The sequence below is a fragment of the Paenibacillus hunanensis genome, from assembly GCF_014645615.1.
Classification (GTDB): Bacteria; Bacillota; Bacilli; order Paenibacillales; family Paenibacillaceae; genus Saccharibacillus; species Saccharibacillus hunanensis.
In genome coordinates this window covers 685,441-701,599 of the sequence record NZ_BMMB01000001.1, presented here as the reverse complement: position 1 = coordinate 701,599, position 16,159 = coordinate 685,441, and the positions used below count along the sequence as shown (strand labels likewise).

At 47.3% G+C, this 16,159-nt stretch carries 13 protein-coding genes and 1 riboswitch; of the genes, 3 read left to right on the top strand and 10 right to left on the bottom strand.

Features of this window, described 5'->3' with window-relative positions; genetic code table 11:
- Positions 1 to 32 precede the first annotated feature (32 nt).
- Both IEX62_RS02945 and IEX62_RS02940 read right to left on the bottom strand, forming a co-directional pair.
- A complete protein-coding gene (locus IEX62_RS02945) occupies positions 33 to 1,001 on the bottom strand; it encodes a hypothetical protein (protein ID WP_188773892.1) in 969 nt (322 codons plus the stop codon).
- Between the two features lie 221 nt (positions 1,002 to 1,222).
- Positions 1,223 to 2,203, bottom strand: a complete 981-nt coding sequence (locus IEX62_RS02940; protein ID WP_188774047.1) for a DMT family transporter — start codon at positions 2,201 to 2,203, stop codon at positions 1,223 to 1,225.
- A 159-nt stretch (positions 2,204 to 2,362) separates the two neighbouring features.
- Positions 2,363 to 2,512, bottom strand: a riboswitch (FMN riboswitch).
- A gap of 387 nt (positions 2,513 to 2,899) precedes the next feature.
- Here IEX62_RS02940 and IEX62_RS02935 point away from each other — a divergent pair.
- Positions 2,900 to 3,199, top strand: coding sequence for a hypothetical protein (locus IEX62_RS02935; RefSeq protein WP_188773891.1), 300 nt, complete (start codon positions 2,900 to 2,902; stop codon positions 3,197 to 3,199).
- 440 nt (positions 3,200 to 3,639) lie between these two features.
- Here IEX62_RS02935 and IEX62_RS02930 read toward each other — a convergent pair whose 3' ends face one another.
- From IEX62_RS02930 to IEX62_RS02910, 5 genes are all read right to left on the bottom strand, one after another.
- The gene (locus IEX62_RS02930; RefSeq protein ID WP_188774046.1) at positions 3,640 to 4,461 is read right to left on the bottom strand and encodes a hypothetical protein; all 822 of its coding nucleotides are present in this window, start codon (positions 4,459 to 4,461) and stop codon (positions 3,640 to 3,642) included.
- A 432-nt stretch (positions 4,462 to 4,893) separates the two neighbouring features.
- Complete coding sequence (locus IEX62_RS02925) at positions 4,894 to 6,282, bottom strand: MBL fold metallo-hydrolase (RefSeq protein WP_188773890.1); 1,389 nt, start codon at positions 6,280 to 6,282, stop codon at positions 4,894 to 4,896.
- Positions 6,283 to 6,289: 7 nt separating this feature from the next.
- Positions 6,290 to 7,963 carry an ABC transporter permease gene (locus IEX62_RS02920; RefSeq protein WP_188773889.1) on the bottom strand — a complete coding sequence of 558 codons (1,674 nt, stop codon included), beginning with the start codon at positions 7,961 to 7,963 and terminating at the stop codon, positions 6,290 to 6,292.
- A gap of 30 nt (positions 7,964 to 7,993) precedes the next feature.
- Entirely contained in the window at positions 7,994 to 9,037 is a 1,044-nt protein-coding gene (locus IEX62_RS02915) for an ABC transporter substrate-binding protein (protein ID WP_188773888.1), read from the bottom strand.
- A gap of 164 nt (positions 9,038 to 9,201) precedes the next feature.
- A complete protein-coding gene (locus IEX62_RS02910; protein ID WP_188773887.1) occupies positions 9,202 to 10,251 on the bottom strand; it encodes an ABC transporter ATP-binding protein in 1,050 nt (349 codons plus the stop codon).
- A gap of 221 nt (positions 10,252 to 10,472) precedes the next feature.
- Here IEX62_RS02910 and IEX62_RS02905 point away from each other — a divergent pair, with 221 nt between their 5' ends.
- Complete coding sequence (locus IEX62_RS02905) at positions 10,473 to 11,381, top strand: LysR family transcriptional regulator (RefSeq protein WP_188773886.1); 909 nt, start codon at positions 10,473 to 10,475, stop codon at positions 11,379 to 11,381.
- 194 nt (positions 11,382 to 11,575) lie between these two features.
- Here IEX62_RS02905 and IEX62_RS02900 read toward each other — a convergent pair whose 3' ends face one another.
- The 3 genes from IEX62_RS02900 to IEX62_RS02890 all read right to left on the bottom strand — a co-directional run bounded on the left by IEX62_RS02900 (position 11,576) and on the right by IEX62_RS02890 (position 14,808).
- Positions 11,576 to 12,910, bottom strand: coding sequence for an MBL fold metallo-hydrolase (locus tag IEX62_RS02900; RefSeq protein WP_188773885.1), 1,335 nt, complete (start codon positions 12,908 to 12,910; stop codon positions 11,576 to 11,578).
- Between the two features lie 376 nt (positions 12,911 to 13,286).
- A complete protein-coding gene (locus IEX62_RS02895) occupies positions 13,287 to 13,532 on the bottom strand; it encodes a type B 50S ribosomal protein L31 (protein WP_188773884.1) in 246 nt (81 codons plus the stop codon).
- Positions 13,533 to 13,800: 268 nt separating this feature from the next.
- On the bottom strand, positions 13,801 to 14,808 hold the full coding sequence (locus tag IEX62_RS02890; protein WP_188773883.1) for a globin-coupled sensor protein: 1,008 nt from the start codon (positions 14,806 to 14,808) through the stop codon (positions 13,801 to 13,803).
- Between the two features lie 359 nt (positions 14,809 to 15,167).
- Between IEX62_RS02890 and IEX62_RS02885 the strand changes: the two genes are divergently transcribed.
- On the top strand, positions 15,168 to 15,884 hold the full coding sequence (locus tag IEX62_RS02885; protein WP_188773882.1) for a DUF2161 domain-containing phosphodiesterase: 717 nt from the start codon (positions 15,168 to 15,170) through the stop codon (positions 15,882 to 15,884).
- Positions 15,885 to 16,159: the final 275 nt, after the last annotated feature.

Sequence of the window (16,159 nt, the reverse complement as noted above, 5' to 3'; positions counted from 1 at the left end):
GGAAAGTGGAGTTGTATATATCTTTTATACGATTATGGTTGATCCTCATCCAATTCAAAGGATACCGTCCATGTGCCTTTGATCTGTCGAACGACCTTGCCATATTCAAGCGATAAGCCAATATGTTCTCGCTGCTGGTCATTGAACGAAGCAGGTACTGCAAATTGCTGTGTGATCACATTGTCCTTTGACTCGCGATTCAAAGAAATCAATTCTATCGTTTGATCCCCCTGCTTGGCATGTGCTATTAAACCATTCATATCATCCTTCAAATTCAATATGCCTGGCGATACTCCGGCTATGCTTTGCTCCCGATCAATTCGATACACGATCGTAAGCTTCTCCTTATTATTTGACCATACCATCTGCTCAATCTGGATAGGTGTCGGCTGTGGAGCCTGTACAGTGTACGAATGACCTGCTTGCACCGATTCTGGTAAAGACGCTTCGCTCCGCTGAATCAAATACAGATCTTTCATTTGCAGCAAATAATTCTGTCCCTGGGCTATATCATAAGCTTCATCTAACGAAAACGTTTCGTCCACGCTGCGCATGCCTGGCTCGGTAAATCCATTTAAATTCGTTTGAATTGTACTTTTATTATCTGCATTCACAAGCTGACCTTCAGCAAATGTCGCCATATTGTAGCCAGATTGCCCGATTCCATTCACACTTATATTTACTTTTAATGACTGCTTTCCTGCTTCGTCCTTGCTTACTGTAGCTGTATTTACCTTTAGTCCCGTACCATTATGTACCGTCTCACGATCTACAAATGCAGTATAGGAATCTGTATTGACCTGCTGCTCGGTGTGCTGCTCCAGCGCTTTGCCATCGGGTATAGCCTCGGTTGACGATGTATTTCCATTAAAATAATTGTTAAGGATGACGATAATCACAACGACAACAATACCTGCTGCGCCAAACGTTCCGATATATCCTTCTCGTCCGCGCCTTTCCCTATCATCCCGCCAAAATTTCCATTCATTACGCTTTGACATATGCGTACCTCCTTGATCAACTTCCTCTCTACTTTATCAGATCGGGCATCTGCTCCGCATGCGATAAAAGTTCCTTTTCTATCTATTATTCTCATTATAAGGAAAATAAAAAAGCTTCCGACTGATGGCATATTGACCATTCAGTCGAAGCTTTTGATTACAGCTTATCATTCGATCTTCGTTATTCATCTCGCTATATTCGGTTAAAGATGAACTTCGGATCAAGAAGCAAGAGGTACCGACTGCTTCGCTTCGGCAGGCTGCTGTTGTCTGGAAATCGCGAACAATACGCCCCAGATCAATAAGAAGCCGAGCAGCTGCGGCCATGTGATCAGCTGTTTGTATACGATCCAGTTGATCAGCACACCAGCCATCGGGAAGCTCAGCTCTGCCAGCGTAGCCACAGATGCCTTCGTTGTGGACAAGCCTTTGTAGTACATGAGCAGGCTGAGCAGACCTGGCAGCAGTGCCTGTCCGAGCAGGTTGAGCAGGATCAGCAGCACTGGAACCGTACCAGCTGGCAGACCCCATGCTGCATTTTCATGTACAGTCAGGACAATCAGCAGTGGAATCGCAAGAATGAAGCGCAGCGAGGTGACTGTTTCGTACTTCATTTTACCAACCATCAGACGTCCCATCACAGTCGAACCGCCCCATAATGCAGCCGCACCAAGCGCGAGTAGCGATCCGACCTGAGCGATATCACCCATATGTCCGATCGGCAAGGTGAAGCCGAAGGTGAGCAGATACGTACCTGCTACTGCCAGCACGAACAACCAGCCAAAGCCGCGCGGCAACACTTCCTTGAGCAGCAGACGCGCCAGAATGATCGCGAACAGCGGTTGTAGCTTTTGTAGCAGCAGTACAGCGTTCAGATCACCATAAGTCAGACCCATTGTGAACAGAACCGTAGCAATTGCCGAGCCGCCCCATGACAGGAACAGCAAGGCACCGATATGCTGCCATTTCAGCCCTCTGAGCTCCTGACGATTCACCCATAGAATTGGAGCGGCGGCAAGCATCGCCACCAGATGCTCCAGTAATACGATCTGGGTCGAAGTGAACGTTTCGAGCAATAAAATACGGAATAACGGATCGACACCCCATAATGCCGCTCCGAAAAATACGAGCCAGAATCCACTTTTAATCGTACGTTGCTTCGTTTCTTGTACAGATTGAAATTGATAATTGACGTTTTCCATCATTCAAACTCCTCATGTCTTTAGAATTTGAATAGGCGATCTCATACGGAAAGCCCCTGAGCATCGGAAATCGACATTCAGGGGCTGATCAAATAAACATGCCAGTATCGTATTGTGCGAGCAATATGCATCAGCAAATACACCTGAACAGGTTCATTTATTGATCTTCTCCCATCCGGACTTTACCGTCGGCTCTGGAATCACACCAGATCAGTCGACTGCTCCCTACAGAGCAGCGAGTCGCGGGCTATTGCCGAATGAATCGACATTCACCGCCGGTTAGGAATTTCACCTACCCCGAAGATCTCTATTCGATTAGTTGAAATCATAGTCAAAATTTACAATAATGCTTCTTTTCATTAACCACGAGAAACTTTTTTGAAAATTTCAGTAGTTAACCGTTCAATAAATCTCATTATAAAGATACTTTTAGTAACTTGCAACTAGTTTAGCGATAAAAAATAAAATTTCTTTAATTCTGATCTGTTAACACGGAATTATTGGCTTTTACCCCCTTCCTTACCTCCATCTACTCCTTTCATTTTACGCATTTATGCAAAATCAAGATTTCTTTAGGCCTAAAATAACATTTCGTTCCTTATTTTGTTGTTATATGGATGTCAGGACGCTATAATAAACCTGATTTATAGTAAGACCATCTTTACATAATCTAAATTTTGAAAGGGGTAGAGTTATTTGGATTACAATAATACACCTCCAGGCTATCCGCCACAGCCGGGTCAGCCTGCACCGGTTATTAGCGTTAAGGAATGGATGATTACACTGCTTTTACTCGCTATTCCACTCGTTAACCTTATCATGCTGTTTATCTGGGCTTTTGGAGGAGGAACGAATATTTCCAAGTCCAATTATGCCAAAGCAGCTCTGTTATGGGCAGCTATCTGGATCGTAGTTTACATTATCTTCTTCGTTCTGTTTGGTGCAGCGATGTTTGCGGGTATTAGCCGCATGGAAAACATGCCAAGTAGCTACTAATACTCTCGCAGAAGTGCTGTAGCCTACAACTGTTTGATGCTTCACACAACGTATATGGTGATTCACTAGAGCATCTTGAGTCGCATCATTTATCTGAGTTAAATCAGCCAAAATGAAGCACACGATTTATCATGAAATACAAAAAAAGCAGCCCCTATAACAGGGGCTGCTTTTTTCGATGTGTTGCTCGCGCATATAAATAGGATTCAGCTAGTTAAGGGTTAGAAGATAACAACGAAGAGAATAAGTGGTGACTGTATTTCAGCAGTCTATATCTAGAGCTATGTGACATCATTATGCCTTCGCTAAGCTGACAATATTATGCAATGCTACAGCTTTATCTTCTCATCCATACAGGTCGAAAGAATAGGCTTATCTGTGATCAAAGTCGCTGTATAGACTTCCTTCTCGCTACTTCAGCTACTTTGATGCTTTACCTATCAGTAACGATCCAGCACCAGCTGTGTTTTCAGCGAATCCTGGGGTACGAGCCATCCCTGAGCTTGCAGTGCCTGCATCAGCTGCTGACGGTTGCTAGCTGCATCAGAATACGAATCCGCTTTGAAGGAAATTTCGATCACTGGCTCTGTACCTGTGCCGCTTGCATTGCGAATTGGCCATACCTCCACGTCGATATCCAGACCGTTCCAGCTTCCTTCGTATTTGCTTGCCATGACAGGGCCGTACACACGGGAGTTTTTAAGCTGATCCTTGCCCCATTTTGTGGACTTCCAATTTTCCAGCTTGCCTGGGATTTTATCAATCACCATTTCCAATGCTTTACTTGCGGAAGGTAGCGATGCGCCAGTGTCGGATGTTTTCACATCTTTATCATTGGACAGGCTCAGCGTCTGCTTGCCATATCCCCAATCGACCTCAGCTTCATAATTCGTATCACTCGCATCAAAGCCTTCCTGATTCGCACGCGTCAAGGCTGCATCAATATCACCATTCACAACCGAATAACGCTTTTTGTACGTGATCTCATACTTGGATTTATCTTCTTTTTTGCGCAGACGCACATTCCAGCCTTCACCGTTCAGACTCTGGCTGTTGGTGTCGAAGTATTCCACTGCAATCTTCTGTGGCTTGGATGGCAGAGCAAATGTACTACTCAATGCACTACCTGGCGCACCATTTGCATTCAATACGTCCTGATCCAGTACAAACTTAACCTCGTACGTTGGCGTCAGGTTTGCCGCTGCTTCTGTCGTAACGGGCTGTGCCACCATAAATGTGCCTGCCAGCACGGTACCGCTCATCCATACGGCTACTGTCTTTTTCCAGCTTCCTGTTAATCGATTCACCTGTTTCTTCTCCCCTTTTTCGTTTGGAATGCGTGTTGCGCTTGAACCTCTTTAGTGTAGAAAATGGGCATTAGCGCGGAATCAACATTTCTATGGTGGAGCGTCAATTTTATATATAGTCTCTATATGGAAACGATGAATTATTCGATGGGGAACTACAAATGGATACCTACAAAACGAAAAACACCAGCTCCGCTTGATTAGCAGAGTCTGATGTTTGGGGATGCTTCGATGTATGATGCTTTACCGTATGCTCTGTTAACCGATACGATTTCAACCTGTGAGCATTCAAATGATTATCATTCAAGTCAGATGGATTAAGCGATATGTCTGTACTAGAAAGCTACTTTGACATTCTATAATTGATTCTCTCATGATCATTGTGCTCTAAAATTCCAGCCTTGCCGTTGGAATTAAGGAGTGAACATTCGGGTACCCTTGCTGGCGAAGGTGAGCAGCTAGCTGGTCGGTGCGTGCCTGAGGAGCATGCACCAGCACAGCTGGAGGGCGGTTCAGCTCATGTAGCATCCTTTGCACATCCGGTAAGCCCTGATGCACCTTGTAACGAACACGCTCGATCTGACAACCGTTACAGGGCTGCGCAGTGGCGACTAATTGACTGCCAGGCGAGCCTTTGGCAAGATGCCCGGTAAAGATCACTTTGCTGTGTGGGTCATGCTGTAGTCGCTCATAGTGCTGACGTGCCAGCTTCGTTTGCAGCATTCCGTCTGGGGTGAAGATTATTTTACTGCTATATTGTGCATATCGTCTATCGGTTTCCGCTGCATCGGATAGCGGATATAGCTGTGCATGATGCCATAATTGATCGATCCGCTGCTCAACTCCATGATGCAGCCAATCGGTATAGCTTCTTAGTAGCTGCAAGCCTTCCAGCAATGCCGATTCTACAAGCAATGGAATATGCGGGTATTGCTCACTTACCCATAATAATAGCTCCTGTCCTCGTCCATAGAGCGGTACAGGCAGTAGAATGGAGCCACCCATTTGGATAGCTTCATCTATATGTGTCTTGAGCTGATGCAGTTTTTCGACTTGTGATTCTGGATCGTCTCCATAGGCGGCGTCCACAATAGCGAGATCCAGCTGCGGTAGGATTGGCGCCATTTTACCTGACTGCTGCCTCCATAGCCATTGCTCGGGACGCTCCAATTCGCCATGAACCGTCTGTAACACCTCTGCTCGGTTGAGAGAATGAGATAGATAGAGCGGTCGATCCGCCACCAGTGTCTGCGATTCAGACGTATAATCACCGGAAAAGAAAATATACTTTCCCTTCCAGCATAAGGTGAGCCAGATCGAACCGGGCAGATGCCCCGAACGTCCCCAGCAGATGTCCAGTCCGGGCTGAAGCTGTCCCCATTGTCCGGCGGGAACAACATCCTCCAGATAGCGATAACCTATACGCTGCTCATCCTCATCATCATATGGACGTGTTACATGACGCCCATCTGTATAATTGCGCCATGCGTTAAAATACGCTGGCAGCTGCTGTACTGTCGCTCTTGTCGTCCACACCTGTCCCTGATAGCCATGCCGATATAAAATAGGCAACGCGATACAGTGATCCTCATGGGCATGGGATAGAAAGACAGTCTGCAAGCCGCCGATCATCTCCTCTATATTATCCACCAGCGGATATTGCCCGCCGTCTTCTTTTTTCACACCGTAATCCAGTACAATATGCTGTCCTTCCTCGGTCAGCAAATAGCTGGAACGCCCATGCTCTCCCGCTCCGCCAAGTATCGTTAATTGCATACGATACTTACGGCTGCTTACTGCCTGTAGCAGGCAATGCATTCAGAATGAGCAGCAGAATCGTCGTAATACCGACCGATACGACTGCCATAGCCATCCCCATCGAGACAGCTCCCTGTTCAAACTGGGCAAAAATATACGTGGCGGACGTCTGCATCGACGGCGGGAGAATAAGCAGGGACGCTACCAGCTCACGATTTGAAATAGTAAAAGTCATCATCCAGCCCGCAATAATACCGGGCACGAGCAGCGGTAGCAAAATACGACGGAACACGTATAATGGACGACCGCCCGACATCGCACCTGCTTGCAGCAGAATCGAGTCAATTTGACCGTAATTTGCTTTGACATATTGCACGGTATACGGCAGAAACAGCACCACATACGTTAACACGACCATGCCATATGTATTGTACAGCGGTACAGGCATCCAGGATGAATTCCAGAATAGAATAAGTCCGACGACAATTACAATGCCGGGAACCGTATTCGGCATCAGGCTGAACAGATCGATCCACTTTTGCGATAAACGGCGACTGCGATCCACCTTGAGTGCCAGGAATGTACCGATCACTACGGCAATCGTCGAGGAAGCTAGCGATAAGGTGAAGCTATTGATCAGCGCCTGCATACTGTCGGAGCCTGGCTGTAATAGTTCAGCATAGTGCGCTAACGTCCAGTTTCCTGCCGCAATGCCGATACCACGCAGCTTGAGCAGCGAAGCGGTAATAACAGAGAAGTACGGAATCCCAATCGACAGTACCAGCAATATGATCACATACGCCCAGCTCAGTACACCCTTCCAGCCCCCTAAGCGATAGCCGCTCTGACGACTGCCCTTTCCTCCGGTCAAACGATACGAATATCGGCTACTCAGCACACTTTGGATGTACCACATGACCAGACATACACTGAGCAGTAGGGAGGCGAGCGCAGTTGCTTTTCCAAAATCAATCGGCCAGCTGGAAATGTATGTATGAATCTCCGAGGTCATCACATAATAGCCGATCCGGCGTCCAAATGTAGCCGGTGTACCAAACTCCGCAATCGTTTTGACAAAAATAAGTAAAGCCCCCATCACATAGCTGGATAGCAGCAATGGCAAAATGATTCGGCGAAAGCGATACGCAGGCGAACCGCCGTGCAGAGCAGCTGCCTCCTCTGTGCTACCACTAATTTGTAGCAATGTATTACGCAAAATCAGATACAAAAATGGAAACAGATGCAAGCTCATAATCAGCACCATGCCACCCAGACTGAAAAATGCAGGCGTCCATGCCGCAGATGCAGGCAGCAATTGCTCCATATACCCGTTCTTTTGCATAAAGAGCATCCAGCCCATCGAGCCGATATAGGGCGGAGTCATGAATGGAATAAGTAGAATGACATCCAGCCAGCGCCAGCGTCCAATCGCTGAGCGTGCCATAATCCAGGCTAGTGGCAATGCCAGTAGCGTCGTAAGCACAATCACAAGCGCGCCAAGCCAGAGTGAATTTAGCATAACCGAACCGAGACTGCTGCTCGTAATCGTATGCCACGGTGCCAGCCAATCGATCGTTCCATCGCTATCGATCGCGGTACGGAAAATGAGCAGAAGTGGTAAAACAATCAGTACGGTCAGCAGCAAAAATGCTGCGACCGTACTCCATCTTTGAAACCAGTATCCTGATGTATGTGTCATTGTGCCATCCCCTTTACTTCAAACCGAAGCTTACTTGTACAGCTCGGTAAAGCGAGTTGTTACGTCTGCACCGTGCTCGTCCATCCAATCCCATTTCACTGGATAGGTTTTAATATCCGACAGATTCGTACGATTCTCAGCCTTGATATCTGTACGTCCTGGCAGCAGGTACGCTTTAGCTACAAGCTGCTGTGCTTCATCAGACAGCAGATAGTCGATAAATTGCTTCGCTTGCTCTTCATGCTTGGTAGTTTTGATGATCGCAGCTGGGCGCGGACTAATGACTGTACCCTCAGATGGATATACGATATCGACAGGCTCGCCATCTTTTTTCGCTTTGTATGCCATATAATCTACGCCTGCCACAACAACATCCTTCGCCCCTGTAATGACGGGATCAAGCGCCTCCTGGTTAGCACCTGCCATCGCTACACCATTTTGCTTGTATTGCTGGAACAGCGACCAGCTGCTATCGCCCTTCGCGCTCAGGTAGCCTGTAATGAAATCCAGTGCTGAACCGGACAACGATGGATCAGGAATGTTCACTTTATCCTTCCATTGTGGCTGTGTTAGCTCTTCCCATGAGGTAGGCGGCGTTTGCACCTGTTTGGTGTTATACACAATGCCCAGAGCAGATGCGCTATAGCTAAAGTAGTTACCATTAGCATCTGACCAGTCCTTCACCAGCTTATCGTGATTAGCTGCTTCTGGATAAGGCAGGGTCATGCCTTCCTTGGCCATCGATTGCATAGACGGTAAAGATGCTAGTACGACCACATCGACGACCGGATTCGATTTTTCGGCTTCCATACGAGACAGGACCTTTCCTGTTGTGCCCTGGAACATTTCGACCTGAATGCCTGTTTTCGCTTCAAAGCCAGCCTCGATCTTTTTTGCCAGTCCTTCCGGGCCTGCACTGTAAACGACGAGCGTGTTGTCGCCCTTACTCGCTGTGCTACCTGCTGCACTCGTTGTGCTGTTACTGCCTGTATTACCGCAGCCTGCCAGTGCCGTACCGAGCATTGCTGTTACAGCCAGCATACCTGTCGTTTTCCACATCTGATTCCAATTCATAAATAATTCCTCCTCAATAATAGTAGGTAAAGGGATTAAACGTTTGATTTGATGCACCGTTGTACATGCTCTTATGTGACTTATTGCATCGGATAAGGCAGGAATAGCCCCACATATGTTAAAGGATAAGAACGTAACTACTTCTAGCTTGTCCTTAGCACCTCTTATGAAATATGCTGTCTTCCTACAGATGAAGATGACGTATCGTTCGCATCCATTTTTTCTGTTGCTGTACTTGTACGCTCACCCACCGTGCACAGATGCTCCGCTGAAACGTAGAGCTGTACGATACTCCCAATGATCATGCGCTGATCGTGATACGCGGTCCAGCTACGTCCTTCTCCAGCATTCAGCTCAATTTCATATCGATCGCCCATATAGCTAACCCGCTGTACGGTAGCCGTATAGCTGTGCTCTCCAGCTTCTCCCTTTGCTTCCCAGCGTCCATGCTCTGGACGAAATAGCGTCTGCTCTGGCTCGATCCAATTCGACCGACCGATAAAGCGAGCGACGAATGGATGCACGGGCTCGCGATAAATCTGCTCCGGTGTTCCTCGCTGCAATACATTGCCCGACTGCATGACCATAATCTCATCCGACATCGACATCGCTTCCGTCTGATCATGCGTGACATATAGCGCGGTTAGACCAAGCTCACGTACCAGACTCATCAGCTCATCTCGCATATCCTCTCGCAGCATCGCATCCAGCGCGCTCAGCGGCTCATCAAACAGGATGAGTCCTGGCTGCATGACGATCGCTCGGGCAAAGGCAACGCGCTGCTGCTGACCGCCAGATAGCTGATGCGGATGCCGCTTTTCCATGTCTGTCAGGCGTACCTGCTCCAGCGCATGCTGGACACGCTCGCGGATTTTATGTTTTTGCCCATTGGCTTTGAGGCTGAATGCTACATTTTCGTATACGGTCATATGAGGCCACAGGGCAAATTCCTGAAAGACCATGCCAAAATGGCGCTTATGCGGAGGCAGGTTCACCCGGCGTGTCTGCGAGAACACTGGCTGACCATCGACTACAATCTCACCGCTATCCGGCGTTTCCAGCCCGGCAATCAGCCGTAGTAATGTCGTTTTGCCACATCCAGACGGCCCCAGCAGGGTGGTGAATTTACCAGCTGGGATAATCATGTCTACAGGTTTCAGCGCCTGCACACCATCATAGCTCTTGCTTACGCCTCGAAGCGTAATTTCTGTCATCTGCCTTGCTCCCCTCTATGTACTTGTTGCTTTATCGATGATCTATGAATACTGGCTAACATTCACCAGCAGGCAGCGAATCATTTGCTCTACTGAACTCAGTATAAAAGGTGAATTTGTCCGGCATGTGTGGGGAATGTAAACGAAATATCAATTTTTACTATGCTCTATTTTGATAATCATCGAATAATTCTATGCTAGATTGAAGGTGGAGGTGTGAAATGAACCTGATCAAACTACAAATTGTCGAGCTGCTGAATCGCCATCAGAAAATTACAGCCGTCGCTGATGAGCTAGGCTTGAAGCAGCCAACCGTTACCTTTCATATGAAGAGTCTGGAAAAGGAAATGGGTGTCACGCTATTCGAATCGCGCGGTGGCAAAATATTGCTACGTGAGCCGGGGAAGGCATTGCTGCATTATGCGACTAAAATCAATGCACTCGCTGCCGAGTCCAAACGAATTGTACAGGAATTTGGTGCACTGGAGCGAGGACAGCTGCGTATCGGAGCGAGCTATGTGCCAGCCACGTATTTTCTGCCTGATCTGATTCATACGTTTAGCCATCAGCATCCAGGTGTACAGCTCTCGATTGCAGTCAAGACCGCGCCGGTCATTCGCGATATGCTAATCAATCATGAGATCGATATGGGCATCATGCTTACTGAACCATTTGAGCATCCTGCCCTTGTGAAAGGTCTGATCGGTGAAGATCAGATGGTGGTGATCTTCACTCCCGATCATCCGCTGGCTAATGAAGCCGAGTTGAATCTGGAGGTGCTACAGCGTAGTCGTCTGGTGCTACATAGTCATGATTCCAGCACACGCCAGATTAGCGATCGCTGGATGCGAGATAGCGGGCTTGAGATTCCTTCCTTTATCGAGCTAGATTCTGCCGAAGCAATCAAGCGTGCCGTGATGCTGGGCGGTTACGCGGCATTTCTTTCACGGATGGCAGTCGAGGAGGAGCTTCGTAGCGGTAGGCTTCATATGCATAGCTTGCCGGATCAGCAGCTACGCCGCTATCTGTATTACGCCTACAACAAGGAACGCCATTACTCCGGCTTGATTCATCGCTTTGCTGCTTGCTTGAATGAACCGACAGCAGCGCTCGGTTCGCCTACAGGATGAATCCGTATGTCCCATACGAGGGAAGCACACGAAACATACGAACACCATCCATCTATTGTTCTATAGTGCCAATCCATACTATGCCCCTGAAAGGCTTCGCTTGTAGACCGACTCAAGCCAGATCAGCATACAAAAAGAGCGTACAGCCGCATGTCCATGCCCGGCTGTACGCTTCTTTTCTAATCGATTACCTGTTAACCAAATACGAGCTGCTCCTCTGCTAGCAAGGAGTGCACCTGCTGAAAGCCCTCCTGCTCCAGACGCAATGCCAGTCCATCGGTTCGTGGAACCGGTGCATGCACGAGCAGGGTACGCGGACTTTTCAGATCGAGCAGCATTTGCCGCACATCCGGTAGCCCCTGATGCACCTTGTAGCGCACATGGAGAATCTGACAGCCCCGATGCTCCATATCCATCATGAGCGTCCGTCCAAACGACCCCTGTGCCAGATCGCCTGTGAAAATTACACGATTATCCTGCCTTGCTGCGACTCGCATATAATGCTGCTGCGCCTTACTTGACTGCATCATGCCATCATCGGTAAAAATGAGCGCAGAGGAATGAGCTTGAATTAACGCCTCACGGGATGAATCATCAGTCATGCTATGTAGGCGCGTTGATTGAAGCAGTCGCTCAATTCGCCCTACTCCATCTGGCTGTAGCCATTGCTCGTCGGAAGCAAAAAGCTTCAGCGCATCCAGCAATTCCTGCTCGACCAGAATCGGAACTTTGGGAAACTGCTCGTACGCCCATAGCATCAGCTCCTGCCCACGTCCATACACAGGCACCGGCAATAGCACAGTACCTGAGTGTAGCAGTGTTTCCTTCATATACCGACCAAGCTGAGCCAGCTTATTGCCCTGCCGATCGGTATCCACACCATACGCCGCATCTACAATCGCCAGATCGAGATCGGGAATTTGCCCGGGCAACGGATGAGCGCGTGATACGATACGTGAATGATGCAGTGGGCGATCCGCTTGTAGCAAGCGCGACTCGGCGCTGTAATCGCCAGTATAAAATATTTTTTTGCCATACCAATTGAGCGTAATCCAGATCGAACCCGGTAAGTGCCCAGCTCGTCCCCAGCAGATTTCAAGCTCTGGACGAATCGAGATCCATTCTCCGGGCGGCGCCATATCCTCAAGATAGCGAAATTGCAGCTCGTCTCTGCTCGTGACTTCCGCCTGTGCATGCACGCTACCCGCCTCCGTAAGCGCATAACGCTCATATTCCATCTTTTTCAGACAGACAGGTAGCTGGCGCACTGTAGCTCGGGTCGTCCAAATCTCGCCTTGATATCCATAATGCTGTAGGATTTGCAGACCGCTGCTATGATCCTCATGAGCATGCGATAAAAAGACCGCCTGTAGCCCCGGCATAATCGGCCCAAGCCTGGCACGCTCCCCATCATATTCCGGCTGTATATCCATTCCGCAATCAAGCAATATATACTGATCGTCGCGCCGAAGCAGATAGCTGGAACGGCCATGCTCTCCGGGACCACCAAGAATAGTAAGCTCCATCATGTTAGTCAACTCCATCTGTTTTCACCGTTTTTCAGCAGAATCGGCTTCCATCATTTTACGTAGCTTTGAATGTATACAAGAGCAGCACGTTTCTTGATCAGTATAAAGGCTTAATTTGCAGACAGTGTATGGACAATGTAAACGCAATATAAACTTTTGGATAGAGCTTCCACTTTTTTTTATGATGCTCATACAATACTGTACATCCTCTTTACGAACATGCCGTATCGATCTAGCAGATTGCTTGCAATAGATGTATATCCATAGGCATACAAAAAAAGCGTACCAGCATGCACTCAATGAATGCTTGCGGTACGCTTTTTATGACGGTTCACAACCGAAACGGTTATGAAGAGAAGTTCATCGTAAATCGGTCTTATTTCAAGCCGTATTTTTTGTTGAACTTGTCTACGCGGCCACCCACGTCTGCGTTTCTTTGTTTACCAGTGTAGAACGGATGAGAAGCAGAGCTGGTATCAACACGAATTACAGGGTAAGTGTTACCATCTTCCCACTCCATAGTTTCGCTGGAATACTTCGTTGTTCCACTCAGGAATTTATATCCACAGCTAGGGTCCAGGAAAATAGCCTGTTGAAATTGAGGATGTCCTTCTTTTTTCATGAGTAATCACCTTATTTCGTAAAATTAATCGCACTATTCCCATTATACACTGTTGATTCAAAATGTCAAAGAACTTCTGCTTTTTTCTGGCATTAATTTTTAAGGGATTTTGTGTTGTTTTTTAAAGCCATAAAACTAAGTATGTCTGTTGTTATGCGAACAAGTGACGAAATATTTGCCCTCTATCACTTCGATAGAAGGCAAATATTTCATCGAATGCACTTTTTAAAATTTTATGGCTTACCCTTTTCATCTGCTAGCGCGTATTTTAACTCTCCTGAAGTGCGGCAAGCTCACGCGCAACCTCTTCAATCGTATGAGCAAAAATAGCCAGCTCCTCCGAGCTTTGTGCTTGCTGATGGGATAATTCTACATTTTGCTTAAAATCGCCCTCTACCTGAGCAAGCTTACGCAAAATAACTTCCAGTGTACCGTTGATATCCTGTAGCGCACTATGGGAAGAGCCTGCCAGCTTACGCACTTCCTGAGCGACAATGCTAAAGCCTCTTCCATATTCGCCCGCATGAGCCGCTTCAATCGATGCATTGAGTCCGAGTAGATGGGTCTGATCGGACAACTCACGCATAAGCGAGCCTACTTTACCGATTTGCTTCACTTCATCGCCCAGCATATTCATTTCTTGAAGCGAGTTTTCTTGAGTAGACGCGATATGACTGGCAGAATCTGAAATCGCACGTGCATTCGCATTCAAACGCGCGATCATATCGCTAATTCGATTCACAACCTCGGTAATTGCCGCTAGCATATGCTCCTTTTGCTCACCCATTTTGCGAATCTGGCTTTGCTCACGTTCCCCATAGGCTTCCAGCACAAGCTGTGAATCCAGATTGAACATTTTGGTCAGTGCATTCAGCACGTCGATCCATTCCTCCGGCAGCTCTCGACTGAGTACGCGTGCTGAAATGTCTGTATAGGTCATATACGTACCTAGATAATAATCCAGATTCAGACCGATCTGCGAATGAATGCGTCCAATCTTCAAACGCGTCTCGATGAATTCGTCATCAACTTTTCCACCAGCTAGAGATAGCCAGTAATCTCGCTGGGTCTGCTTGAGTCGATGGACAGAGGATTGATTGCGCTGAATCACCTGCTGTAGATCAGGATAACGTTCTATATGGTTGTAAAAGTAATCGACGACCTCATCTACAACTTTTGCGAATATATCGCGATGCTTAGATAATAAAGATAATTCTTTTTCAGTCAAACCTATATATTCCAATTGTCTCAAACGTGTTGCGACAACATTAATCATGCTAAACGTCCCCCTTTTTTTATATCCCCGTATGGATCCTCACCCATATCAAATTCACTTATTTTCACATAATTACTCAATAATTACTTATTAATATTTACATCGGATCAATGCTACCGTTATTTTAGTAAAGAATGCCGAATTTTAGGAGTCGATGTCGAATTTCAGATCATAATCATGGATGCTTCGCTAACCTCGCTTCGCATTCTTCGTTTGATCTATTGCTCCAGAAAGAATATGAACACGTATCTACTATTTATAGGGTCATAGTATTCCTTTATAATGGTAAACAGAACAGACGCTTGAACAGGATCACGGAGTATCTCGATGATCCAGCTATGAAGGAGAACGTATACGATATGGCAGTACAACGCGAAACCGAGCTTTATTTACCGATCAAGCATTTCTTTGTCAAACAGGGCTATGAAGTCAAAAGCGAAGTACGACATTGTGATCTAGTCGGTGTAAAACATAACGAGAACGAGCCCCTGATTATCGAGATCAAAAAAACATTTAATCTGGCACTGCTGCTGCAAGGAATCGAGCGGCAAAAGCTAAGCAGCAATGTGTATGTTGCCGTCGAACGCAATCGCGCCAAAAAAGGCGCCGCTAACCAGCGCTGGAGCGAGCTGATTGTATTATGTGAGCGGCTTGGACTCGGACTGATCACGGTGACCTTTTACAAAACCAAATCGCCACTGGTGGAAATTCTGTGCAAGCCTGTCGTCTCTGTCACTACAGTCACTCCGCGCAAAGGTAGCCGCCGCGAACGACTTGTACGAGAGCTTGCTGAACGAAGCGGTGATTATAATCTGGGCGGCAGTACAGGCGTAAAGCTCGTCACCGCGTATCGTGAAAAGGCGCTACGCGTAGCGCAGGCACTCGGTTCACGCGAAGGCATCTCTCCGCGCGAGCTTAGAGAACAGAGTGGCGTTGCCTCCGCGGCTACAATTATGCAGGCGAACTACTATGGCTGGTTTGAACGCATCGCCCGTGGAAGCTATCGCCTGACTGATGCTGGCAAGCAGGCACTGGATGATTATATGCACATTATGAATCGCTTTGGTTCCCAGTAGACGATTCATGTTAAACGAAATCGATGTATTTACGATGCAACAATGTAAATACAGCATGAATCTTGTATTACGCATCCTCTGAACCAGCCAAATAATCTGGAGAAGCACCGACCACGCTAGTATGTTCCGCCCCATCCCAGCAAAAAGCCGCAGAATGGATCATCATCCCTGCGGCTTTTTCATATATTCATGTATATGCACACCTGAAGGTGTATGATTCAGCATTGTCTATGTATGACGGTACCGACTGCTTGCCCTTCTGCCAGCCATTGCTG